Source organism: Nonomuraea sp. NPDC005730, assembly GCF_040630865.1.
In the GTDB taxonomy this organism is placed as follows: Bacteria; Actinomycetota; Actinomycetes; order Streptosporangiales; family Streptosporangiaceae; genus Nonomuraea.
This window is the reverse complement of sequence record NZ_JBEXYK010000041.1, coordinates 34460-57090: the sequence shown is the minus strand read 5'-3', so window position 1 is coordinate 57090 and position 22631 is coordinate 34460. Positions and strand designations below refer to the sequence as shown.

Here is a 22631-nt window from a genome sequence, read left to right as displayed (position 1 = left end):
CGCTCACCCCCCGGGCGCGAGGAGCTCGGGGGTGCGCGGGTCGGCTCTGGTCAGGTCGGCCACGTCGGCGGTCACGGTCCGCCGGATATGGCCGATCAGCCGGTACAGGTCGCGGCAGTAGATCGACGGGTTGCGGAACCCGCTGCCCGGACGGTACCGGTGGGGATAGAGACCGCCGCCGCAGATCCTGGCCAGCTCGCAGGCGGCGCACTCGTCCGACAACGCCCGCGCGCCGATCTGCCGGGCCGCGATGGAGGGCAGCAGCAGCGCCGCGTCGAAGGAGTCGCGGAAGGTGTGCAGCAGCGTGCCGGCCGCTCCCTCGTAGGCGGACTTGAGCGTGTCGACCTGTTCGATGCTGCCGTCGGTCTCGATGACCACGACCGCCACCGGCGACAGTCCGACCCCCTCGCTCCTGGACGGCCGGCCGCACACCAGCCGGATGATCTGGCTGAACATGCGGATCTGGGTCTCCCGCTCGGGCGCCCGGTACCAGCGGTCGAAGACGGCCACCAGCCAGTCGCCGTACGGCGAGCCGGTGGACGACCAGCCGGGCGGGGGAGTCGTCCAGTTGCCGTGCGGCAGCAGGAAGTCCAGCACCGGCGGGCGGAACCGGAGCAGCGCCTCGTAGGTCGTGACCGGGTCGTTGGCCAGGTCGAGGGTGCACAGCAGGCCGCCGAACAGGTGGCGGTAGGCGGGCGCGGTCAGGCGTTCGATGCCGGCCCGCACCTGCTCGTAGCTGCCCCGGCCGGAGGCGTTGCGGCGGTGGCGGTCGTGCCCCTCCTTGTCGCCGTCGAGGCTGACGCCCACGTAGACGTTCAGGTCGGCGAACAGGCTCAGGAAGCCCTCGTTGAGCTGGACGCCGTTGGTCTGCACGCGGGCCACCAGGTCGACGCCGGGCGCCAGCGCCGAGCGCAGGGCGGTCAGCGCGTAGCGCATGTGGTCGACGCCGACCAGCAGGGGCTCGCCGCCGTGCAGGATCACCTCGACGCTGTCCAGGCCGTTGGCCTCGGCGTGCTCGGCGATGCGGGCGGCCACGCGGTCGATGGTCGGGCCGGACATGCGGCGCGGCTGGCGGCGCCAGCTCTGGTCGGCCATCTCGTACATGTAGCAGTAGTCGCACGCCAGGTTGCAGCGGCTGTGGAGCTTGAGTATGAACTGCCTGAACGGGGTGGGCCGCCACCCCGACTCCAGCAGTCTTCCCACATCGAGATCTGCGGGCCATTCGGCTTCGCCCACGCTGATCAGCTCCCGGGGCTGCGACGAAGCTCGGTGTCCGAGCTCGTTCATCCCCGGACCGGATTCCCGCCAGAGTAGATCATCAAACCGGGCAAGTGGGGACCGTCGTTTCCGGAAGGGGGCCGTTCCCGACCAGTAATCCATGTAAATCCAGTAGGAAATGTTGACTTAGCGTTCCGGGTTCCGTAGCTTCGTACGCATGAGCCAGGGCCTCTACCTGACCCGGCGCCCGCACGTGGACTTCGGCCACGTCGCCAGCGCGCAGTGTCGCTGATCACGCACCTCCGGCAGACCTCCCTACCCCCTGCGCAGTTCTCCCCAGAGGAACTCATCGTGATCAACATCAGACGTGCACTCCTCGCCGTGCTGCTCGCGACCGTGACCGTCGGCTGCGGCGCGGCCGAGGGCTCGGCGAAACCCGGCGAACCGGAGGTGAAGGAGCTTCGCTACCAGGGCAGCGTGGGCAACGTCACCTTCCCCGAACTGGCCGCGGAGCTCGGCTACCTCGGCGACGTCAAGCTCAAGTGGGTGGGCAACACCACCTCGGGGCCGCAGGACATCCAGTCCGCGGCCACCGGCCAGACCGACTTCGGCGGCGCCTTCGACGGCGCCGTCATCAAGCTCAAGGCGGCCAAGGCCCCGATCAAGGCGGTGATCGGCTACTACGGCTCGGACGAGAAGTCGTTCAACGGCTACTACGTCAAGGACGGCAGCCCGATCAGGACCGCCCGCGACCTCATCGGCAAGAAGATAGGCGTCAACACCCTCGGCGCCCATCACGAGGCCGTCATCAAGGAGTACCTCAAGCGTCAGGGGCTGACCCCGGCCGAGATCGAGCAGGTCCAGCTCGTGGTCATCCCGCCGGTCAACACCGAGCAGGCGCTGCGGCAGGGGCAGCTCGACGTCGGCACGCTCGGCGGCGTGCTCAAGGACAAGGCGCTCGAACGCGGCGGGCTGCGTCCGCTGTTCACCGACGTCGAGCTGTTCGGGCCGTTCACCGCCGGGGCCGTCGTGCTGCGCGAGGACTTCATCGCCAGGAACCCCGGCACCGTCAGGACCTTCGTCGCCGGCTTCGCCAAGGCCATCGCCTGGGCGCAGACCCACCCGCGCGAGGAGGTTGTCGCCAAGTTCGAGCAGATCATCGCCAGGCGCGGGCGCAACGAGAGCGCCGACGTCGTGAAGCTCTGGAAGAGCACCGGCATCGCGGGCAAGGGCGGCGTCATCGACAGCCGGGAGTTCCAGCGGTGGATCGACTGGCTCCAGCGCGAGGGCGAGATCCGTCCTGGTCAGGTCAAGGCCACCGACCTCTACACCAACGAGTTCAACCCCTACGCGAACGGGAGCGGCTCATGACCGCCACGATCAGCGAGACCGGCGTCCAGACGAAGATCGGCATCCGGAACGTCTCCAAGGAGTTCACGGTCAGGGACGCGGGCGAGCCGTTCACCGCTCTGTCCGGGATCGACCTCGACGTCCGCGAAGGGGAGTTCCTCACGCTCGTCGGGCCGAGCGGTTGCGGCAAGTCCACCCTCCTCGACCTGGTCGCGGGGCTCACCGAGCCGACGTCGGGCCAGATCGTGGTCAACGGCGCGCCCGTCACCGGGCCCGGCCTCGACCGGGGGATCGTCTTCCAGCAGTACGCGCTGTTCCCCTGGCGGACCGCGCTGGCCAACGTGGCCTTCGGGCTGGAGGCCAAGGGCGTGCCCAGGGCCGAGCGTACGGAACGGGCGCGGCGGCACCTGGAACTGGTCGGCCTGTCCGGCTTCGAGGACCGCTACCCGCACGAACTGTCGGGGGGCATGCGCCAGCGCGTCGCCATCGCCCGCAGCCTGGCCTTCGACCCCGACGTCCTGCTGATGGACGAGCCGTTCGCCGCGCTCGACGCGCAGACCCGCGAGTCGCTCCAGGAGGAGCTGCTGCGCATCTGGCAACACACCCGCAAGACCGTCGTCTTCATCACGCACGGCATCGACGAGGCCGTCTACCTGGGGCAACGCGTCGCCGTGATGACCTCCAGGCCGGGCCGGATCAAGGAGATCATCGAGGTGGAGTTCGACTCGCGCGAGGGCGACCTGCGGGCCGCCCCGCGCTTCGGCGAGTACCGGCACCACGTGTGGGGGCTGCTGCGCGACGAGGTCGCCGCGGCGCAGGTGCAGGAGCGGAAGGCGGCGATCCGGCATGACTGACGCCCGCGCCGACGAACGGACGCGGCCCGAGGGCGACGTCCACTGGTACGACCTCCCCGACGACGAGCCCGACCCCGCCGCCGGGGACGAGCGCACCGCAGGGAAGGAGCCCGCCGCCCCGGTCCGGCCCACCGAGGGGGAGAGCCGGAACCCGGCCCCGTCGGGGGTGAGCCGGAAGGCGGCGTCCCCCGCGGCGACGTGGAGGCTGGCGCGGCGGGCGGGGCGGAACTCGGCCGCGATCCTGCTGCTCCTGGCCGCCTGGGAGGTGCTGCCCCGCCTCGGCGTGGTGGACCCCGTGTTCGTGCCCCCGCTGTCGGAGAGCCTGGCCGCCGGCGCGGACCTGCTGCTCACGGGCCGGCTCCCCGAGCACCTGGAGGCGTCGCTGGCGCGTTCGCTGTCCGGGTTCGGGCTGGCGATCGTGCTGGCCATCCCGCTCGGGCTGCTGATCGGCTGGTACAAGCCCGTCGCCGACTTCCTCACCCCGCTGCTGGAGGTGTTCCGCAACACCTCGGCGGTCGCGCTGCTGCCGGTCTTCACGCTCATCCTCGGCATCGGCGAGACGACGAAGGTGGCGTTCGTCCTGTACGCCTGCTCCTGGCCCATCCTGCTCAACACCGTCAGCGGCGTGAAGACCGTCGAACCCCTGCTGATCAAGTCGGCCCGGTCGATGGGGCTCGGCCCGGTGCGGCTGTTCCAGAAGGTGATCCTGCCCGCCGCCGTGCCCACCATCTTCACGGGGGTGCGCCTGGCGGGCGCGTACTCGATCCTCGTGCTGCTGTTCGCCGAGATGGTCGGCGCCAAGGCCGGGCTCGGCTACCTCATCCTCGACGCCCAGTCCAGCTTCCGCATCCCCGACATGTACGCCGGCATCATCACGATCTCCGTGGTCGGCCTGCTGTTCAACCTGCTCCTGATCGGCGTCGAGCGCCGCTTCTCCACCTGGAGGACCACGTGACGAGAAAGCTCCACCTGAACGCCTTCCTCATGGGCGTCGGCCATCACGAGGCCGCCTGGCGGCACCCCCGCACCGAGCCGAGCCGCCTGACCGACGTCCGCCACTACCAGGAGCTGGCCAGGATCGCCGAGCGCGGCAAGCTCGACTCGCTCTTCCTCGCCGACGGCGTGGCCCTGCAGGGCGACGTCCGGCACAACGCGCTCGGCGGGCTGGAACCGCTCACGCTGCTGGCCGCGCTCGCCGCGGTGACCGACCACATCGGGCTCATCGCGACCGTCTCCACGACGTACAACGAGCCCTTCCACGTGGCACGCAAGTTCGCCTCCCTCGACCACATCAGCGGCGGCCGGGCCGGCTGGAACATCGTCACCTCCGCCAGCGAGGCCGAGGCGCTCAACTTCGGCGTCGAACGCCCCAGCCACGCCGCCCGCTACGCCAGGGCGGACGAGTTCCTGGAGGTCGCCGGCAAGCTCTGGGACAGCTGGGAGGACGACGCCATCCTGGGCGACCGCACCGGCGGCCGCTACGCCGACACCGGCAAGATCCATCTCGTCGAGCACATCGGCCGCCACTTCGCCGTCCGGGGGCCGCTGAACACCTCCCGCTCCCCGCAGGGCCGCCCGCTGCTGGTGCAGGCCGGCTCGTCGGAGGACGGCAAGGAGTTCGCCGCCCGGCACGCCGAGGCCGTCTTCACCGCCCAGCAGACCCTGGAGGAGGGCCAGGAGTTCTACAGCGACCTCAAGCGGCGGGTGGCCGCCCACGGCAGGCAGCCCGGGGACGTGCTCGTCCTGCCCGGCATCTCGCCGATCATCGGCTCGACCGAACGGGAGGCGCTGCACCTGGAGAAGGAGCTCGAAGACCTGATCATCCCTGCCTACGGCCTGGCCCAGCTCTCCCACATGACCGGCATCGAGCTGACCGAGGACGACCTCGACCGGCCGCTGCCGGACGTGGCCGTCGAGACCGAGGGCGCGCAGAGCCGGCGCAAGCTCGTCATCGACCTGGCCAGGCGGGAACGCCTGACGGTCAGGCAACTGCTCAACCGGCTGGCCGGCGGCCGCGGCCACCGCGTGGTCGCCGGGACGCCCGAGCAGATCGCCGACCAGCTCCAGGAGTGGTTCTTCACCGGGGCCGCCGACGGCTTCAACATCATGCCGCCGCTGCTCCCGTCGGGCCTGTCCGACTTCGTGGACCACGTCGTGCCGGAGTTGCAGATCAGGGGCCTGTTCCGGTACGAGTACGAGGGCCGTACCCTCCGCGACAACTACGGCCTGACCCGGCCCGTCTCCCGGTACGCCGCCGGACTGGCGGCGGCGGTGGCCGGATGAGCGTCGTCGCGCTGGTCGGCAACCCCCGCGAGGGCTCCAGGACGCGGACCGTGGCCGTGGAGGCCGCCGAGGCGGTCGCGCGGCGGCTCGGCCTTCCGGGCGCGCACGACGTGATCGACCTGTCGGCGCTCGGGCCGCACCTGCTCGCCCCCGGGCCCGCGCCCGGCGTCGAGGTGGCGCTGGAGCTGGTCGCCGAGGCGCGGGTGCTGGTGGTGGCCAGCCCGACCTACAAGGGCACGTACACCGGGCTGCTGAAGGCGTTCCTCGACCGGTTGCGGCCGGAGGCGCTGGCCGGGGTGGTGGCGTTGCCGCTGCTGGTCATGGGTGATCCGAAGCACGCGCTGGCGGTCGAGGTGCACCTGCGGCCGCTGCTGGTGGAGCTGGGCGCGACCGTGCCGACGCCGGGGCTCGCCGTGCTGGAGTCGCAGCTGGCCGTGCGGGAGTCGCCGCTGCCCGAGCTGGAGGAGCTCCTGGGCCGCTGGGCGGAGCGGGTCGCGCCGCAGGTGGCCGCGGCCCTCGCGGTGGGCCATCCGGCCACCGCCTGAAGGACGGCGGGCCGCTGCATGAAGGACGGAGGGCCACCGTCTGAAGGACGGCGGGCCGCTGCCTGAAGGCGGTGGGCCGCTGTCCGAGAGCGTGCGGTGCCACCCGCCTGAGGGCGGGGGTGCCGCGTGGGAGCGGGCGGGCGGGGGTGCGGGGTCAACGCCAGTCTCCGGACTGGAGCGCCCCCGCCGCCTGCGGTCCCATCGTGACCAGGCCGCCGTCCACGAACACCGACGAGCCGGTCATGTACGAGGCGGCCGGCGAGGCCAGGAAGGCGATGACCGCGGCGACCTCCCGGGCGTCGCCCGGCCGCGGGATCGGGTACCCCGGGCGGCTCCCGGCCCGCGGCGGCCGGTCCTCCTGCCCGGTCATCGGGGTGGCGATCTCGCCGGGCGCGACCGTGTTGACCGTGATGCCGTGCGCGGCCAGCTCCAGCGCCAGCACCCGGCTGAGCAGCTTCAACCCGCCCTTGGCCGCGCAGTACGGCCCCGCCCCCACCCTCGGGTACTCCTCGTGCACGCTGGTGACGTTCACGATCCGGCCGCCGCGCCCCTCGGCGACCATCCGCCGGGCCGCCCGCTGCGCGCACAGGAACGGCCCGTCCAGGTCCACCGCCAGCACCGAACGCCAGCGCTCGTAGTCCATGTCGAGCAGCGGCTCCGACGACCCGGTGCCGGCGTTGTTGACCAGCACGCCGAGCCCGCCCAGGTCCCCGGCCAGCTCGTCGACGACGTGCGCGGCGCGGACCGGGTCGGTCAGGTCGTGGCGGCGCACGGCCGCCGCCTTGCCCGCGTCCCGTACCAGCGCGGCGGTCTCCCGTGCGCCGTCCTCGTCCTCGTGGTAGGTGATCCCCACGTCGAACCCGTGCTCGGCCAGCAGCACGGCGGTGGCCCTGCCGATGCCGGAGTCGGCGCCCGTGACGACGGCGACCCGGTCGTAGGTGTCGGTCATGCCGTCCCTCCTGCCCCGCACCCCGGCGCCTAACGCGGCCGTCTCACCAGGGGGCGGGGGCCGGCGGCGGGACCACCGGAGGGCGGTCGTCGCAGGTGAGGGTGTTGGGCAGGAGCCAGGGGGCGAGCCAGCCGTCGTTGCCGCCGCCGTCCGTCAGCGAGAACTCCGAGCCGGCGGGGGTGAAGTGGAAGGTGCCGCAGTTGTTGACGGGGACGGCGCCCACGTTGCGGGCGTCCACGTTCTCGAAGGTGGCCGAGCCGGCGGCGCGGGCGCTGAGCACCGAGGTGCCCGTGCCGTCCACCCGGACGTCCTTGAAGCGCAGGCCGGTGATGGAGTAGAGGTCCTTGACGGGCCAGTCGGCGACCAGCATGACGGCGTTGTAGGTGGTGTCCAGGTAGTGGTCGCCGGTCACCCGGATGTCGGCGTCGATGTTCCGCTCCAGGGCGTAGAACCAGATGGCGCCGAGGCCGATCTTCCAGTTCAGCTCGTACGTGCCGGCCCGCACCGTGGTGTTGCCGGTGATGTCCAGGCGGCCCGCGAACGGCTCGGCGCCGAAGCGGGAGCCGACCTGCAGGGCGCTGCCCTCGCGGACGGGGTCGGCGATCAGGTTCGCCGAGACCGTGTTGTCCGTGCCGCCGTAGACGGCGATGCCGTTGGCCAGCACCGGCGTCTGGACCGTGTTGTGGTCGAACGTGTTGCGGGCGTCCGCCGTCCGCTCCGACCACATCGCCAGGCCGTCGTCGCCGGAGTTGCGGACGAAGTTGTCCGACACGACCGTGCCGGTGACGCCGGTGTGCAGGTTGAGCCCGTCGGCGATCTGGTCGGCGATCACGTTGCCGACGACGCGGGTGCCGTTCATCGGGCCGTCGAACCAGAGGCCGACCTTGGTGTGGTGGAGGTAGAGGCCCTCGATCGTGGAGTCGCTCATCGCGCCGCCGACGCCGTTGACCTGGTCGGTGTCGATGCGCTCGCGGACGTCGCCCTCGATGGCGAACCCGGACAGGCGCACGTTCCGGCTGCCGCCGTCCGCGGCGTCCTTGCCGTAGAAGCCGACGCCGGTGTGGACGGACCCGTCGGGCGCGGGGGCGTCCAGGGCGACCTCGCGGCCCTTGATGATCGTGTACCAGCTTCCGGCACCGATGATCGTCACGTCGTCCACGACGATGTGCCGGTTGACCTGGTACGTGCCGGGCGGGACGTAGACCTTCAGGTGGGCGCGCCTGGCGAAGGCGATGGCCCGGTCGAAGGCGGCCGACGACTCGCGGCGCCCGGACGGGTCGGCGCCGAAGGCCAGCACGTTCGCCGCGACCGGCTCGATCCGCGGCGGGGCGACGAGCTCGGAGTCGAGCAGGTCGACGACCGTCCAGGCGGCTCCGGCGCCCGCCGTCAGCCGGATCCGGTCGCCCGCCCGGTAGGTGCGCCCGAGCAGCAGGCGCTGCTCGTCGTAGAAGTGGCTGGGCCGGAACGGCTTGGCGATCGCCGGGGCCGGGGTGGTGGCGCCGGGCACGCAGGAGCACTCGGTGATCCACCAGTCGGGGTGCAGCAGGTCGGCGCCGGGGTCGTTGGTGAAGGGGTACTGGTTGTACAGCCACGAGTACTGCGAGGTCAGCGTCATGGTGGCCCGGTGGCGGCCGTTGACCGCGACGTCGAGCGGCGCGGTGATGCCGCCGCCCGTGGGCGCGTCGGGGATGCTGTAGCGCACCGTGATCGCGTTGGCCGCGGCCGGCAGGGTGAACTCGACGTGCCGGCCGGGCGTCAGCCGGACCGCCCGCCGCCCGGACGCCTCGGCGGGCAGCGTGTACGCGGTGCGGTCGGGGCCGATGACCGTGCCGTCCGTCGGGGCGTTCTCGGCCTCCTGCTCGGCGAAGCCGACGCGCGCGCCCCGGCCGGCGACGAGGGCGGGGTCGAGGGCGGCCCTGGTGACCACGGGCCGCCGCGCCGCGGCGGCTGCAGCGGCGGCTTGAGTGGCGGCTTGAGTGGCGGCCTGCGCGGGGACGGCGAGCGAGGCGAGGGGGAGGCCGAGAGCCGCGGCGAGCACCGCCACGACCCTCCGGGATGTGCTCGTGCCTGACATCCGAAGCTCGATTCTCTCGGGGGGTGAGGTGACAGTAGGACCCCACGCCCCCGCGACACAAGACTCCTGCGAGGAAGTTTCGAAGCGTTGTTGTCGAGGTGCAAGCGTTTATTAGTTTTTTGCGACAGATACGCAAGAGACTTGCGTCAGGGGAGCCAGCTCACCCGGCCGTGCAGGGCGGCGTACCCGACGAAGGCCACCACGTCGATCAGCGTGTGCGCGATCACCAGCGGCATCGCGCGCCCCCACCGCTGGTACAGCCGCCCGAACACCAGCCCCATCACCACGTTCCCGACGAACCCCCCGAACCCCTGATACAGGTGGTACGACCCCCGCAACACCGACGACACGACCACCGCCCGCCACGGTCCCCAGCCCGCCTGGTCCAGCCGGTGCAGCAGGTAGCCGCTGACCAGCACCTCCTCCAGCACCCCGTTCTGCGTGGCGGCCAGCAGCAGCACCGGCACCCGCCACCACACCTCCGGCAACTGGCCCGGCACCACCGTCAGGTTGACGCCCAGCGCGTAGACGACCAGGTAGAAGGCCAGCCCCGTGCCGCCGATCGCGGCGGCGAGCAGCGCGCCGCGCAACGTGTCGCGGCCCGGCTCGCGCAGGTCCACCCCGATCGTCCGCACCGACTCGCCCGACCGGACCAGCAGGTACGCCACCAGCGCGACCGGCGCCACCGAGATCGCGATGTCCACGAGCTGCAACGTCAGGTCCAGCCATGGCCGCCCGGGGGCCAGCGAGCCGACCAGCACGGCCTGCTGCCCCTTCAGCTCCTTGGGCGCGGTCAGCGAGCCGATCAGCCGGACCAGCGACAACACCGCGCTGGCGCCGAGCGAGACCGACAGCACGACGAGGATCTCGGCTCTGATGAGCCGGGGGCCGAGGGCCGGAGCGGGTGCGAGTGACTGGGTGTGCATGGGCCGCAGATTAGCCGCCCAGCGCTCCGATCCGGATAAAGCACCCCTTGTCGGCGGGTCCCCGGGACCCGGTCAAGGCGATGTCACACTTCCCGTCCCGGGTTCCTCTCAGAGGGCATGAACGACATGATTCTCGTCACCGGCGCCACCGGGACGTTCGGACGCCCGCTGGTCGAACTGCTCACCGCCCGAGGGGCCAAGGTACGCGCCGTCACCCGCTCGACGGCCGGGGTGCGCCTGCCCGCCGGGGCCGAGGCCGTCGAGGGCGATCCGGCCCGCCCCGAGACCCTCGCCGGCCACCTGGACGGCGTCACCGCCGTCTTCCTGCACCCGCGCGCCATCGGCGACGGGGCGCCCGGCCTGCTCGCCCGCGCCGCCGAACGCGGGGCGCGGCGGGTGGTGGCCCTGTCCGCGATGAACGTCGACGAGCCCCTCGACGAGCAGCCCTCCCGCTTCCGCGGCGACCGGAACAAGGAGGCCGAGGCCGCCGCCGTGGACAGCGGCCTGGAGTGGACCAGCCTGCGCGCCGCCTCCTTCGCCGGGAACGCCCTCCAGGCGTGGGCCCCCCAGATCCGGGCCGGGGACGTCGTCCGGTACGTGCACGCCGGCTTCCAGGAGGTGCCGATCGACGAGCGGGACCTGGTCGAGATCGCCGCCAGGGCGCTGCTCGGCGGGCCCGCCGGAGGCCGGCTCGAACTGACCGGGCCCGAGTCGCTGACCCACGCCGCGATGGTGGCCGTGCTCGGCGAGGCGATCGGCCGGCCGTTGCGCTTCGAGGAGATCCCGCCGCAGGCCGCCGAGCGGCATCTGGTCGCGGGCGGCCTGCCGGAGCCGTTCGTCCGCGCCCTGCTGGCCCGCTACGCCAGGTACGCCACGCGCCCCCAGCACCCGGTCACCGAAGACGCGGCCGCGGTGCTCGGCCGCCCGCCCGGCACCTTCGCCGCCTGGGCCGCCGCCCACGCCCCCGCCTTCGCCCGCCAGGACCGCTCGCCCGGCCTTCGCCCGCATGGCTGACCAGCCGACACCGACCGGAGGATCCCGTGCCGCACTCCACCGCCTACGTCGTCACCGCGCTGGTGACGATCGCCTGCAACGCCTTCTCCGGGTTCGCCGCCATCACCCGTCTGGAACCGGTCATGCGGTCGCTCGGCCCCGCGCTCGACCGGGCCGGGGTGCCGCAGTCGTGGCTGGTCTGTCCGATCGGCACGCTGAAGGCGGCCGGCGCGGCGGGGCTGACGCTCGGCCTGCTGGGCGTGCCCCTGGCCGGGACGGCGGCCGCGGCCGGGCTCGTCCTCTACTTCGTCTGCGCCCTCTACACCCACCTGCGCGTGGCCGACCGCTCGCCGCAGTTCTACCTGGCGACGGTGTTCCTCGCGCTCGCGGTCGCCACCCTGGCGCTGGATCCGGCGCTGGTGCCGCGGCCCTGAGCGGTCAGCCGCGCTCGGGGACGGCCATCTCGCCGAGCAGCGACCAGTCGTCCTGCGGGACGTTCGCGTTCACGATGCGCGGCGTCTCGGCCAGGTAGCCGGGCAGCACCTGCTGGGCGTGCTTGAAGTGCGCCGACGTCACGTGCGCCGCCCCGGCCGCGTCGTCGCGGAAGGCCTCGACGAGGACGTACTCGGCCGGGTCGTCGAGGCTGCGCGACCAGTCGAACCACAGGCAGCCCGGCTCGGCGCGGGTGGCCTCGGTGAACTCGGCCGAGATCTCCGGCCAGCGGCCGGCGTGCTCCGGCAGGACGCGGAACTTCGCGGTGATGAAGATCATGACGGGAACTCCCGAGGTCGGCGGCGTTACGGCACGAGACTAGCCGCACACCGCCGCCCGGCCACGGCGGACCTCACACGCGTCGCGTCACCTGATCACGCCGCAGGCCGTGCGCCCGCCCGCGTCGCCCGTCCTGCGGGTGGCCTCGTCGGGGCCGTCGGGGGCGTAGCGGGCGGGGATGTTGGCCAGGTTGTCGGGCAGCGCGTGCACGATGACCGCGCTGCCGTCGGCGTCGGTCAGCTCGCGCAGCCCGAACCGGTCGGTGACGACCGACGCGGCGCCCGACCCGTCCTTGCCGACCAGCAGCGGCGGCAGGTCGCCCGAGTGCCCGGCGTGGACGCCGCCGGCCAGGTCGAAGTGGCCTCCGGCGGTGAAGAAGGGGGAGACCTGGCCGGTCGCGGGATCGACGGCCTTCGGGTCGCACAGCCCCGTCGTGTGGATGTGGAAGCCGTGGAAGCCGGGCGTCAGGCCCTTGACCGAGACCGAGACGCGCGCCGTCCCGAACCCCTCGCGCAGGATGCTGAGCCGCCCGACCGCGGCGCCGTGCGTGTCGCGGATGACCACGGGCCGCGGGTCGCCCTGGCGCGAGGCGGTGGCGTCGGCCACCGCGCTCACGCCGATGGCGGCGACCCCGGCGGCGAGCGCGAGGCAGAGCGCCAGATGTGTCCGGCCGAACGTCCGTGCCTTGGGCATGGCGAAACCGTCCCTCGTGAGGCGGAGATGTGCGGACTCATCGAGGGTACGGTCGTGCCGCGCCGCCTGTCGTATAGCTCTTGAGTCACCCGTCGGGGTTATGGGGCCGTCCGGTCGTCGGGGGCCGGCTCCCCGAGGCCGGTCTCTCCCAGGTCCGTCTGGTCCAGGCCGGGCTCGCCCGCGTCGGGACGGTCCGCGTCCCGGTCGGGACGGGCAGGGGCGCAGGCGTCGCCGCAACCGCCGAAGCGCCCGGTGTCGATCGGCGTGAACCGCGTGGCGGGCACGCCCTTCAGCGCCGCCCTCATCGTGTCGTTCCAGATCGGCCCCGGCAGCGAGGCACCGGCCACCAGGGCGAAGTACCGGCCGCCGATCGTGGTGTTCACCAGCTTGTACCGCTGCGAGCCGCGCGGGTCGCCGATGCTGACCGCGCCCGCCAGATCCGGGGTGAACCCGGCGAACCACGCCGAGGCGTACCCGTCGGTGGTGCCGGTCTTGCCCGCCGCCGGACGGCCGATGCCGCCGACGCGGCTCATCGTGCCCTTGGTGAACACGCCCGACAGGATGTGCGCGGTCGCGTCGGCGACGCCCGGATCGAGCGCCTGCCGGCACGACGGCCGGTACGAGGCCGGCCGGCCGGTGGCGGCGTCGGTGATCTTGGTGATGGCCATCGGCGCGCAGTACCTGCCCCGGGCGGCGATGGCGGCGTACGCGGTGGCCACCGTCACCGGGTCGGTCTCGTTGATGCCGAGCGTGAACGTCTCGTACTCCTGGAGCTTGCGCCCGTCGGCCCGCGCGATCCCGAGCGACTTGGCCGTCTCCACCGTCCGGCACAGCCCCACCCGCTGCTCCAGCGCCATGAAGAACGTGTTCACCGAGCCCCACGTGCCGGTCTGCAGCGTCTTGAAACCGGGGGAGCCCTCGTCGTTGGTGACCGTCCAGGACGGGTCGCCGACGCCGGCGCCGGCGCAGTTCCTGAAGGCGGCGGTGGAGGGGGCGTTGTAGCCGTTGCCCACGGTGATGCCGTCGTCCATCTTCATGCCCTGCTTGAGCGCCTCGACCAGGGTGAACGTCTTGAACGTCGAGCCCGCCTGGAAGCCGATCAGCCCGCCGTGCCGCGCGTCGGCCACCGCGTTGAAGGAGATCTGCTTCTTCCTGGCCGAGGAGCCGTAGCCGCGGCTGGCGGCCATGGCCCTGATCGCGCCGGTGCCGGGCTCGACCAGCGCCTCGGCGGCCAGGGCGTGGTCGGTGGCGTTGACGTGCTTCCTGATCGCCCGGTCGGCGGCGGCCTGGGCCTTCGGGTCGAGCGTGGTGTAGATCTTCAGGCCGCCCTGCGCGAAGGCGCGTTCCCTGGCCCGCCGCGTGTCGCCGAAGGCCGGGTTGGACAGCAGCTCGTGCCGGACGTACTCGCAGAAGTACGGATAGTCGCTGTCGCCGCAGCCGTTGGGCAGCCGGACGCCCTTGAACCCCAGCTTCTTCGCCTTGGCCGCGGACGCCTGCTCCGGCGTGATCCTGCCGAGCTCGGCCATCCGGTCGAGCACCACGTTCCGCCGGTCGAGCAGCAGCGCGCGGGCCTTCTTGCCGCGGCTCGGGTCGGTCGTGTTCGGGTCCTGCACGGCGCCCGCCAGCGTGGCGGCCTGGGCCAGGTCGAGCCGGGACGCCGGGACGCCGAAGAACCGCCTGGCCGCCGCCTGCACGCCGTTGGCCCCCGCGCCGAAGTAGGCGATGTTGAGGTAGCGGCGCAGGATCTCGTCCTTGCCGTACTTCCGCTCGACGCCCATCGCGTAACGCAGCTCCTTGAGCTTGCGGGCGTAGCTGGCCTCCAGGGCCTTGTTCTTGTCCTGCTCGGTGTCGGCCGCGTTGAGCAGCACCTGCTTGACGTACTGCTGGGTGATGCTCGAACCGCCCTGGCTGAGCCGGTCGGAGCTGAGGTTCTTGACCAGGGCGCGCAGCGTGCCCTCCATGTCGATCGCGCCGTGCTGGTAGAACCGGTCGTCCTCGATGGCGACGACCGCCGTCCGCATCACCTCGGAGATCTGGTCCAGGCGGACGATCTCGCGGTTCTGGTCGTAGAAGCGGGCGATCACGTTGCCGCGGGCGTCGTACACGGTGGAGGTCTGCGCGAGGGGCGGCTCGACCAGCGCCACCGGCTTGAGGTTCAGCTGCTCGGTGGCGGAGACGACCAGCGTGCCGGTGCCGCCGACGGCGGGCAGCGTGATCGCGGCCGTCAGCAACCCGGCCGACATCGCCGCGACCGTGAGCCGGGCGATGTTCGACAGGCGATTGGGCATGCGGGAGCACCTCCGGGCGGGAACAGGGGCAAGCCCGGACATGACAGCACAGGACAAAAGGCGGTGTCCAAGACCGATATCAGCCATCCGGTGATATCGGGATCGATATCACGCCAGCCTACGGGCCACGCGCGAACCCCCGTCGCGCGTGGCCGTCCGGCGGTCAGAGCAGCGACGGCGCGACCGGCTGCACCTGGTTCTCGACGTGCTCCTTCAGCCGCACCAGATCCTGCCGCAGCTTGCGCGCGGGATGCGCGCCGAGCAGCCCGGCGATGGCGTGCCCGGCCGCCCCCGCGATGGGGTTGTAGCACAGGTGCACCTGGACGCGCGTCCTGCCGTCGGCCTGGGCGTCCACGCGCAGCACGCCGGTGTGGGCGATGAGCTCGCCGTCGCCGGACTTCCAGGCGATCTCCGCGCCCTCCTCGCGCTTGGTCTCGGTGGCCGTGAAGCGGATGCGCGTCCCGGCCGGGCCCCTGATCACCCAGTGGGAGCGCAGCTCGTCGGCCGACAGCCGCACCTCCTCGACGTCCGGCATGAAGCGCGGGAACAGCGAGTAGTCGCTCACCAGCGGCCACACGGCCGCCACCGGTGCCGCGATCGAGACGGCCGCGTTGACGTCGATCGCCTCGCGACCGGCGTTGACGCCGGTGAGGCGGCGCAGCGGCAGGTTCGTCGCGGCCCGCACGGCCAGCGCGGACGCGGCGCAGCGGGTCAGCCAGGACAGCGGCCTCGGCAGCTTGCCGGTGATCGCCCAGATCGAGGCCGCCGCCCCGCCCGCGACCAGCCTGGTCGAGGGCGACCAGCGCTGCTGGAACAGCTCCGGCACCGCCTTGCGGCGACGGCCCTGGCCCTGCAGCCGGGGCGCGTCGGTGCCGTCCCTGTGCACGTGCCAGTTGGTCTCCACCCGTTTGACGCCCGGGATGCGGCGCAGCTTCTGGCGGGCGCGCTCGTCCTCGCCCGCGAGCACGTCGCCGGAGAGCGTCACGACGCGCTCGCGCACGTCGACCTCGACGGCGTGCGGGTGGCTGATGTGACGGCCCAGTTCGGCGCGTACGCGTTCGTGCAGGACGCGGTCGTCGGCGGAGCCGCCGGTCAGGCGGTACCTGGCCGCCGCGGCCGACCCGCGGCCCCTGTTGGACAGGTCGCGGCCGAGCACGCCCAGGCCGTCGCGCACCTCGTGGGTCGCGTGCGAGCCCTTGTCCCGCACGCGGGCGCGGCGCGTCCGGCCCCGGTCCGGATCCAGCAGGTACGTCACCGCGGCCCCGGCGCAGGCGCCGAGCACGGCCGCGACGAACGGGTGCGACCGTCCTCGCGACTCCGTGTGCACGATCTGGATGCGCCGCGGAGCCGGTTGCCGCGATTCCCCGTTGATGGAGCTGATGCCCCGAAAAGCAGTCGTGCGCATGACCACAATCCCCCTCGCTCGCACTTCCCGCTGGCCGTGGCCTACCCCGCAGGTCACAGCGCTAACGGGGGCCGTCCGGACGCGTTGGTCGCCCGCGATACCGGGCAGGAGGGACGACAGGGGATTTAAGGGGAGTTCTGGCATGAGAAGCACGGTTCGCACCGCGACGCAGGCGTTCTGGATCGACGCCGGGCACGGCGGGACGCAGGAGCACTACGGCGAACAGCTGCGCAGGTGGCGGCACGCGTTCGCGGCCACGGGCGGGGAGCCGGGCGCGAGCGGCGTCACGCTGGATCCCCTGCACTTCGCGCTGGCCGCCTGGGAGGTCGCCACCCGGCCGGTCGCCGACTCCCCGTACGTGCGCACCCATCCCCGGGTCCTGGACGCGACCTGCCACCGGGCCGAGGACGGCCGCGATCCGCTGGCCGTGGTCGAGCTCGCCGCGCCGCCGCCCGTCCCGCTGCCGGACGGCTGGTCGAGCTGGCGGCACCAGGGCGAGCAGCCGTACGCGGCCGGCGCGGAGGGCACGCCGACCGCCCTGAGCACGCTGGAGCTGCGCATCCCCCTGTCCGGGAACCGGCTGCCGACGCCCACCCGGCCGCGCGCCGAGGGCCTGCCCAACCTGGACGACGCCCAGGCCTCGCTGGAGGCGTTCGTGGCCGAGCTGAACGCGGCGGTCACCCCGTTCCTGCGCGAGCTGGACGGCGCCGAGGGCGTCCTCGACACCGACGGCGCCACGCTGATCCAGTGGCTGCGCACGCAGATCGAGGCCGACAAGGCCACCGCGGAGGCGGCGGGCGCCGGACCCTGGCGCTACCTCACGGCCGCCGGCCCGGCCGCCGCCCCGGTACGCCAGGGCGCGGGCGGCGCGCGGCGGCTGGAGTTCGGCGGCGGGCGGACGATCACCCGCGTCGGCTTCCACGACGACGACCTGCTCCACCCGGTCGAGGCGATCCACATCGCCCTGCACGACCCGGCCGACGCGATCGCCCGCTGCGGCGCCGAGCTGGCGTTGCTGAACGAGCACACCCCGCCGCTGTCGGCCGGGGACGCCGGGGACGCCGTCTGCCCGCTGTGCGGCGAGGCCGCCGGCTCCCCCTGCCAGACGCTGCGCCACCTGGCCTACGGCTACCGCCTGCGCCCCGGCTGGCGGCCCGAATGGAGCCCCTCCCGCTGATCGCTCCCGGCTCTCGTGTCTACATGTAGTTGCCCTCGCCCTGGGCGCCGACGCCGTCGGGGCGGGGGAGGGCGCGGCCGGCGTGCAGGCCGAGCTGCTGCTGGCGGGCGGCGGCCTGCTGGAGCTGGAGCCCGGCCTGGATGCCCTGGAACACGCCCTCCAGCCAGCCCACGAGCTGCCCCTGCATGACCCGGATCTCCATCTCCGTCGGCGTCCCGCCGTTGGGCGTGGGCCGCAGGCGCTCCAGCTCGTCGCGCAGCTCGGGCGCGACCGCCCCGGCGACCTCCTGGATAGCCTGCTCGTAGATGCGGTGCATGCGTTCCCTGGCGCGCTCCTCCAGGTGCACCCCCTTGGCCTCCTCCAGCAGGCTGCGGGCCATCGCGCTCACGCGGAGCAGCCGGGCGGGCTCCTCGACGCTTTCGATGTCCGTCCTCACGGCATCGCGCAGGGTGTGCTCACGCTGCTCGTCCCCCGATGCTGGATGCGGCGTCGTCGTCATGTCCTCAGTCCTCGTTCACGCAGGTGAGCGGCTCGCTACCGCCAGCAACAGCCCTTCCCGGTGCCCCGCCGTTCACTCGTGGGAGCGGCCGGAATCCTGGGTAGGGGTCACCCTCATGAACCGGCGAGACGACGATCCCGAGGACGAGTTCTTCGCTCCGGTGCTGCGCGAGCCGCCGCCCCCGGACGAGATCAGCCGCTCAGGCGTGGTGAGCGACACCGGCGTGCCCGGCGTGCACGGCGGCGGCGAGGGGCACTGGCCACAGAAGCCGCCGCCGTCGAACGCGCTCGGCCTGCGCCTGCTGGCCGCCGCGCTGCTGCTGCTCGCCGGGGTCGTGCTGGCGGTGCTCGCGGTGCTGGCCGGACGGCTGCCGCTGGCGCTGCCGCCGGCGATCCTGGCGGTGGCCGCCGCCGCGTACCTGGTGGTGTTCGCGCGGCGGCGCGCCCGCGACGACGGCGGCCCGCCCACCTTCGGCTAGCGCGACGCCGGGCGGCCCGTCCCGCCCGGGGCGGGGCGGTCACCTGGGGTTTCGGCCCGTCTGTGGGGGTACACGCCCGCTGAGGGGAAGAGGAGCCGTGATGTCTCTCATCGACCGTGACTGTGTACGCAGGCTGCTGGAGTCGGAGCACGCCGACGCGACGCTCGTGTTCGTCCGGGGCGACTGCGTCGTGCTGCGGGCCGCGGAGATCGACGACGCCCACCGGGGGCTGGTGATAGCCAGCCGCCAGGACGTCATGGCCCAGCTCCCCGACGGCGCCGCGACGAGCGGGCAGGCCCTCGACGACCTCGCCGTGCGGCTGGACAACGTGGTGCGCGACCTCGGCGCCTGAGCGCCGGCCGGCCCGCGTCGCGGCCGCATGTCCTGAATCTGCAAGCCGCCACGTCCACCTGGGGAAAGACGGTGTCGGTCCCGCCGGGATTCACTGCCGGGAACACGACACGAAAGGGGCCGTTCAGATGCCCGACAACCCCACCGGCGAGTTCTGGAAGGACCTGCGGCCGATCGAGAACTCCTTCCGGCCGGACGCGCTGCCCGAGGTGTACCTGTCCAAGGTGGCCACCGACGACGACCGGTACTACGTGCCGTTCACCGAGACCGTCGGCTCCCGGCCGCTGTGGATCAACGTCAAGGACAACAGCTGGGCCGACATCCTGCGGGCCAAGGAGGCCGGGCTGGTCAACCGGCACTACCACCCGCACGAGGTGTTCGCGTACACGATCTCCGGCAAGTGGGGCTACCTGGAACGCCCCTGGACGGCCACCGCCGGCGACTTCGTCTACGAGGCCCCGGGCGAGGGCCACACGCTGGTCGCCTACGACAGCGGCGAGCCGATGAAGACGTTCTTCATCGTCAAGGGCCCGCTGGTCTGGCTGGACGAGAACGGCGACCCCGACGGCTTCTTCGACGTGCACGACTACATCAAGATGTGCCGCGAGCACTACGAGAAGGTCGGCATCGGCGCCGACTACGTCAACTCCCTGTTCCGCTGACCGCCGCCCCGCCGCATCCCCCGAAATGAGAGCGTCATGACCGACCTCGCGGCCGCGCCGGACACCAGGGCCGCCGACCGGTACGAGAACCGCCTTCTCGTCATCCTCTTCCTGTCCTTCGGCTTCGTCTTCTTCGACCGGCAGGCACTGTCGTTCCTGGCGCCGTACATGGACCAGGACTTCGGCCTGTCCAACGCCGAGCTGGGCACGCTGTCCGGCGTGCTCGCGCTCACCTGGGCGCTGGCCGGGATGTTCGCCGGCCGCCTGTCCGACGTGCTCGGCAGGCGCAAGCCCATCCTGGTCGTGGCCGTGGTGCTGTTCTCGCTGTTCTCGGCCTCGTCCGGGCTGATGGGCGGGTTCGCCGGGCTGCTGGCCGCCCGCGCGCTGATGGGCACGGCCGAGGGCGCCGTGCTGCCGATGGCGCAGTCGCTCATGGTCGAGGCCAGCCGGGAACGCCGCAGGGGCTTCAACATGGGCCTGCTGCAGGGCTCGTCGGCCGGGCTGCTCGGCGGCATCCTCGCGCCGCTGGTGGTGGTGTGGATCGCCGAGACCTACGACTGGCGGATCGCCTTCTACGTCACGATCGTGCCGGGGCTGGTGATGGCCCTGCTGATCGCGAAGTTCGTCCGCGAGCGGTCGCCGCGGACGGCGGCCGAGGCGCCCGCCAAGGAGCCCGCCAAGAAGCCGAGGGTGCCGCTGGGCGAGGTGCTGAAGCTGCGCAACATCGTCGTGTGCATGCTCATCGCCTGCTGCTACCTCACCTGGTTCGTCACCATCATCACCTTCACGCCGACGTACCTCACCCAGGTGAAGGGCTTCGGGCCGGGCACGATGAGCGGCGTCATGACCTGCCTGGGCGTGGCCTGGGTGCTCTGGGGCTTCGCCACCCCGGCCATCTCCGACCGGCTGGGCCGCAAGCCCGCGCTGATCGGCTTCACCGCGCTGGCGGTGTTCTGCCCGCTGGCCGTGGTCTACGTCGAGAGCCCCGTGCTGCTCGGCGCGATCATGATCGTCACCTACACCGGGCTCGGCTGCTTCACCCTGTTCATGGCCACCATCCCGGCCGAGACCGTGCCGCGCGGCGCGCTGGCCACCGCGCTCGGCGTGATCATGGGCGTGGGCGAGCTGGCGGGCGGCTTCCTGGGCCCGATGGTCGCCGGTTGGGCGTCCGACCAGTGGGGGTTGCAGGCCGCGATGTTCATCGCCGCCGGCGGCGCACTGGTCGTGGTGGGGCTCGCCTTCGCCCTGAAGGAGACGGCCCCCGCCGTGCTGCGCAGGGCGGCCGCGTGAGGGCCGCGGTCTGGCACGGGGCGAAGGACGTGCGGGTCGAGGACGTCCCCGTGCGCGAGCCCGGCCCGGGGGAGGCGGCGATCGCGGTGGCGTACTGCGGGATCTGCGGCAGCGACCTGCACGAGTACGCCGACGGCCCGCACGCCATCCCCGTGGGCGAGCCGCACCCGGAGTCCGGCGTCCGCGCGCCGATCGTGCTCGGTCACGAGTTCTGCGGCACGGTCACCGGCCTCGGCGCGGGCGTGACCGGCCTGGCCGTCGGCGACCGGGTCGCGGTGGAGCCGCACTACCGGTGCGGGAACTGCCCGCGCTGCCTGGCGGGGGAGTACAACATCTGCCGCCATTTCGGGTTCGCCGGGCTGATGGGGCACGGCGGGCTCGCCGAACGGGCGACGGTGCCCGCGTACATGCTGCACCGGCTGCCCGAGTCGGTGCCGCTGGAGCAGGCGGCGGTGTTCGAGCCCGCGGCCGTGGCCCTGCACGCGGTGCGGCGGGCCGGGATCCGCGCCGGCGACACCGTCGCGGTCCTCGGGCTCGGCCCGATCGGGCTGCTCGTGGCCCGCTTCGCGGCGCGGGCCGGCGCGGGCCGCGTGGTGGCCGCCGACCGCTCGCCCGCCCGCCTGGAGCCGGCCCGCCGCCTCGGCGTCGAGGCGGCGACGGGCGACCGGCTGGCCGAGGCGGTCGGCGGGGAGGGCGCGGACGTCGTCTTCGAGGCCGTCGGCTCGGAGAGCACACTGCGCGCCTGCCTGGCCGCCACCAGACGCGGCGGCCGGGTGGTCTTCCTCGGGCTGACCGGCACGGTCTCCCTCGACGCCTTCGCCCTGGTCAACAACGAGCAGACGATCGTGACCAGCGTCGGCTACCGCGACGCCTACCCCGAGCTGATCCGCATGGTCGCCGAGGAGGGCGTGGACCTGGCCGCGATCGTCACCGCGACCATCCCGCTGGAGCACGTGGTGCGCGACGGGTTCGAGGCGCTGCTGCGCGGCGAGGACCAGGTCAAGGTGCTGGTGCGACCGTCTCAGGACGGGGGTCGGCTCCGGTGACCGACGGACTCGCCCCCGGGCTGTTCGCCGGGCGGCAGGCGTTCGTGACCGGCGGCACCTCCGGCATCGGCGCGGCGACCGCCGTGCTCCTGGCCGAGTTGGGCGCCGCCGTGACCGCGCTCGGCCTGCCGCCCGCCGACCCGGCCGAGCTGCCCGTGCACCCGCTGGTCCGGGTGGTGGAGCACGACGTGCTCGACCGGGGCGGCCTGGCCCGCCTGCTGTCGGCCGGCGACCCGCTCGACGCGCTGGTCAACTGCGCGGGCGTCAGCCACGACCGCGAGGAGTACGACCTGGCCCGCTGGCAGCGCGTCATCGAGGTCAACCTGACCGCCACCATGGTCGCCTGCCAGGCCGCCCGCCCGGCGCTGGCCGAGCACGGCGGCGCGATCGTGAACGTCTCCTCCATGTTCGCCTTCTCCGGCAGCAGGGACCGGCCCGCCTACAGCGCCAGCAAGGGCGGCGTCTCCCAGCTCACCAAGTCGCTGGCGGCCGAGTACGCCGCCGACGGCATCAGGGTCAACGCCGTCGCCCCCGGCTTCGTGGTCACCCCGCTGGCCCGCGGCGTGCTCGACGACCCGCCGGCCCTGGCCCAGGTGCTGGCCCGCATCCCCGGCGGGCGGCTCGGCAGGCCGCGCGAGGTCGCCTCGGTGGTGGCGTTCCTGTGCTCGCCGGGCGCGTCGTACGTCACCGGGGCGGTCGTCCCGGTGGACGGAGGCTATCTGGCTGTGTGACATCTCACCTAAGCTGTGTGTCCCCTGACCGGCACGAACGCGAGGAGG

The 22631-nt window shown here is 72.9% G+C and carries 23 protein-coding genes; 14 read left to right on the top strand and 9 right to left on the bottom strand.

Translation table 11 applies throughout. The features are described from left to right. Positions 1-3: 3 nt before the first annotated feature. Positions 4-1203 carry an FxsB family cyclophane-forming radical SAM/SPASM peptide maturase gene (locus tag ABZ444_RS34295; RefSeq protein ID WP_358006147.1) on the bottom strand — a complete coding sequence of 400 codons (1200 nt, stop codon included), beginning with the start codon at positions 1201-1203 and terminating at the stop codon, positions 4-6. 366 nt (positions 1204-1569) lie between these two features. Between ABZ444_RS34295 and ABZ444_RS34290 the strand changes: the two genes are divergently transcribed. The 5 genes from ABZ444_RS34290 to ABZ444_RS34270 are packed head-to-tail and all read left to right on the top strand — an operon-like array spanning position 1570 to position 6250. Beyond that, complete coding sequence (locus ABZ444_RS34290; protein WP_358006143.1) at positions 1570-2589, top strand: ABC transporter substrate-binding protein; 1020 nt, start codon at positions 1570-1572, stop codon at positions 2587-2589. Continuing rightward, positions 2586-3422, top strand: a complete 837-nt coding sequence (locus ABZ444_RS34285) for an ABC transporter ATP-binding protein (RefSeq protein ID WP_358006141.1) — start codon at positions 2586-2588, stop codon at positions 3420-3422. Before ABZ444_RS34290 ends, ABZ444_RS34285 begins: the two co-directional genes overlap by 4 nt. Continuing rightward, positions 3415-4377: an ABC transporter permease gene (locus ABZ444_RS34280; RefSeq protein WP_358006138.1), complete on the top strand. Its 963-nt coding sequence runs from the start codon at positions 3415-3417 to the stop codon at positions 4375-4377. The genes ABZ444_RS34285 and ABZ444_RS34280 overlap by 8 nt, the downstream gene beginning before the upstream one ends. After that, positions 4374-5705, top strand: coding sequence for an LLM class flavin-dependent oxidoreductase (locus ABZ444_RS34275; protein WP_358006135.1), 1332 nt, complete (start codon positions 4374-4376; stop codon positions 5703-5705). The genes ABZ444_RS34280 and ABZ444_RS34275 overlap by 4 nt, the downstream gene beginning before the upstream one ends. After that, positions 5702-6250: an NAD(P)H-dependent oxidoreductase gene (locus ABZ444_RS34270; protein ID WP_358006132.1), complete on the top strand. Its 549-nt coding sequence runs from the start codon at positions 5702-5704 to the stop codon at positions 6248-6250. Before ABZ444_RS34275 ends, ABZ444_RS34270 begins: the two co-directional genes overlap by 4 nt. 154 nt (positions 6251-6404) lie before the next feature. On the opposite strand, the gene ABZ444_RS34265 is transcribed toward ABZ444_RS34270, so the two are convergent. The 3 genes from ABZ444_RS34265 to ABZ444_RS34255 all read right to left on the bottom strand — a co-directional run bounded on the left by ABZ444_RS34265 (position 6405) and on the right by ABZ444_RS34255 (position 10199). Next, a complete protein-coding gene (locus ABZ444_RS34265; RefSeq protein WP_357979681.1) occupies positions 6405-7199 on the bottom strand; it encodes an SDR family oxidoreductase in 795 nt (264 codons plus the stop codon). Positions 7200-7242: 43 nt separating this feature from the next. Beyond that, positions 7243-9243 carry a glycosyl hydrolase family 28-related protein gene (locus tag ABZ444_RS34260; protein ID WP_358006128.1) on the bottom strand — a complete coding sequence of 667 codons (2001 nt, stop codon included), beginning with the start codon at positions 9241-9243 and terminating at the stop codon, positions 7243-7245. 176 nt (positions 9244-9419) lie between these two features. After that, on the bottom strand, positions 9420-10199 hold the full coding sequence (locus ABZ444_RS34255; protein WP_358006125.1) for a CPBP family intramembrane glutamic endopeptidase: 780 nt from the start codon (positions 10197-10199) through the stop codon (positions 9420-9422). A gap of 117 nt (positions 10200-10316) precedes the next feature. Here ABZ444_RS34255 and ABZ444_RS34250 point away from each other — a divergent pair, with 117 nt between their 5' ends. Then, on the top strand, positions 10317-11213 hold the full coding sequence (locus ABZ444_RS34250; RefSeq protein WP_358006122.1) for an NAD(P)H-binding protein: 897 nt from the start codon (positions 10317-10319) through the stop codon (positions 11211-11213). 26 nt (positions 11214-11239) lie between these two features. Beyond that, the gene (locus ABZ444_RS34245) at positions 11240-11626 is read left to right on the top strand and encodes a DoxX family protein (RefSeq protein ID WP_358006119.1); all 387 of its coding nucleotides are present in this window, start codon (positions 11240-11242) and stop codon (positions 11624-11626) included. 4 nt (positions 11627-11630) lie between these two features. Here ABZ444_RS34245 and ABZ444_RS34240 read toward each other — a convergent pair whose 3' ends face one another. The 4 genes from ABZ444_RS34240 to ABZ444_RS34225 form a co-directional block, all read right to left on the bottom strand. Continuing rightward, entirely contained in the window at positions 11631-11963 is a 333-nt protein-coding gene (locus ABZ444_RS34240; RefSeq protein ID WP_358006116.1) for a putative quinol monooxygenase, read from the bottom strand. An 87-nt stretch (positions 11964-12050) separates the two neighbouring features. After that, positions 12051-12656: a superoxide dismutase family protein gene (locus ABZ444_RS34235; protein ID WP_358006113.1), complete on the bottom strand. Its 606-nt coding sequence runs from the start codon at positions 12654-12656 to the stop codon at positions 12051-12053. Positions 12657-12754: 98 nt separating this feature from the next. Further along, positions 12755-14944: a transglycosylase domain-containing protein gene (locus ABZ444_RS34230; protein ID WP_358006110.1), complete on the bottom strand. Its 2190-nt coding sequence runs from the start codon at positions 14942-14944 to the stop codon at positions 12755-12757. Between the two features lie 163 nt (positions 14945-15107). Next, on the bottom strand, positions 15108-16271 hold the full coding sequence (locus ABZ444_RS34225) for an SRPBCC family protein (RefSeq protein ID WP_358006107.1): 1164 nt from the start codon (positions 16269-16271) through the stop codon (positions 15108-15110). 220 nt (positions 16272-16491) lie between these two features. On the opposite strand from ABZ444_RS34225, the gene ABZ444_RS34220 reads away from it, so the two are divergent. Continuing rightward, a complete protein-coding gene (locus ABZ444_RS34220) occupies positions 16492-17526 on the top strand; it encodes a DUF6221 family protein (protein WP_358006104.1) in 1035 nt (344 codons plus the stop codon). Between the two features lie 19 nt (positions 17527-17545). Here the strand turns inward: ABZ444_RS34220 and ABZ444_RS34215 are convergent, their stop codons facing one another. After that, entirely contained in the window at positions 17546-18025 is a 480-nt protein-coding gene (locus ABZ444_RS34215) for a proteasome activator (RefSeq protein WP_358006101.1), read from the bottom strand. A gap of 115 nt (positions 18026-18140) precedes the next feature. Here ABZ444_RS34215 and ABZ444_RS34210 point away from each other — a divergent pair, with 115 nt between their 5' ends. The 6 genes from ABZ444_RS34210 to ABZ444_RS34185 all read left to right on the top strand — a co-directional run bounded on the left by ABZ444_RS34210 (position 18141) and on the right by ABZ444_RS34185 (position 22583). Further along, positions 18141-18503: a hypothetical protein gene (locus ABZ444_RS34210; protein WP_358006099.1), complete on the top strand. Its 363-nt coding sequence runs from the start codon at positions 18141-18143 to the stop codon at positions 18501-18503. 100 nt (positions 18504-18603) lie between these two features. Then, a complete protein-coding gene (locus ABZ444_RS34205; RefSeq protein ID WP_358006096.1) occupies positions 18604-18855 on the top strand; it encodes a hypothetical protein in 252 nt (83 codons plus the stop codon). A 127-nt stretch (positions 18856-18982) separates the two neighbouring features. Continuing rightward, positions 18983-19516 carry a 2,4'-dihydroxyacetophenone dioxygenase family protein gene (locus ABZ444_RS34200; RefSeq protein ID WP_352324601.1) on the top strand — a complete coding sequence of 178 codons (534 nt, stop codon included), beginning with the start codon at positions 18983-18985 and terminating at the stop codon, positions 19514-19516. A 36-nt stretch (positions 19517-19552) separates the two neighbouring features. Further along, a complete protein-coding gene (locus tag ABZ444_RS34195; protein ID WP_358006093.1) occupies positions 19553-20806 on the top strand; it encodes an MFS transporter in 1254 nt (417 codons plus the stop codon). Continuing rightward, positions 20803-21852, top strand: coding sequence for a 2,3-butanediol dehydrogenase (locus tag ABZ444_RS34190; RefSeq protein ID WP_358006090.1), 1050 nt, complete (start codon positions 20803-20805; stop codon positions 21850-21852). The genes ABZ444_RS34195 and ABZ444_RS34190 overlap by 4 nt, the downstream gene beginning before the upstream one ends. Next, on the top strand, positions 21849-22583 hold the full coding sequence (locus ABZ444_RS34185; RefSeq protein WP_358006087.1) for an SDR family NAD(P)-dependent oxidoreductase: 735 nt from the start codon (positions 21849-21851) through the stop codon (positions 22581-22583). The genes ABZ444_RS34190 and ABZ444_RS34185 overlap by 4 nt, the downstream gene beginning before the upstream one ends. The last annotated feature ends 48 nt before the right edge of the window (positions 22584-22631 follow it).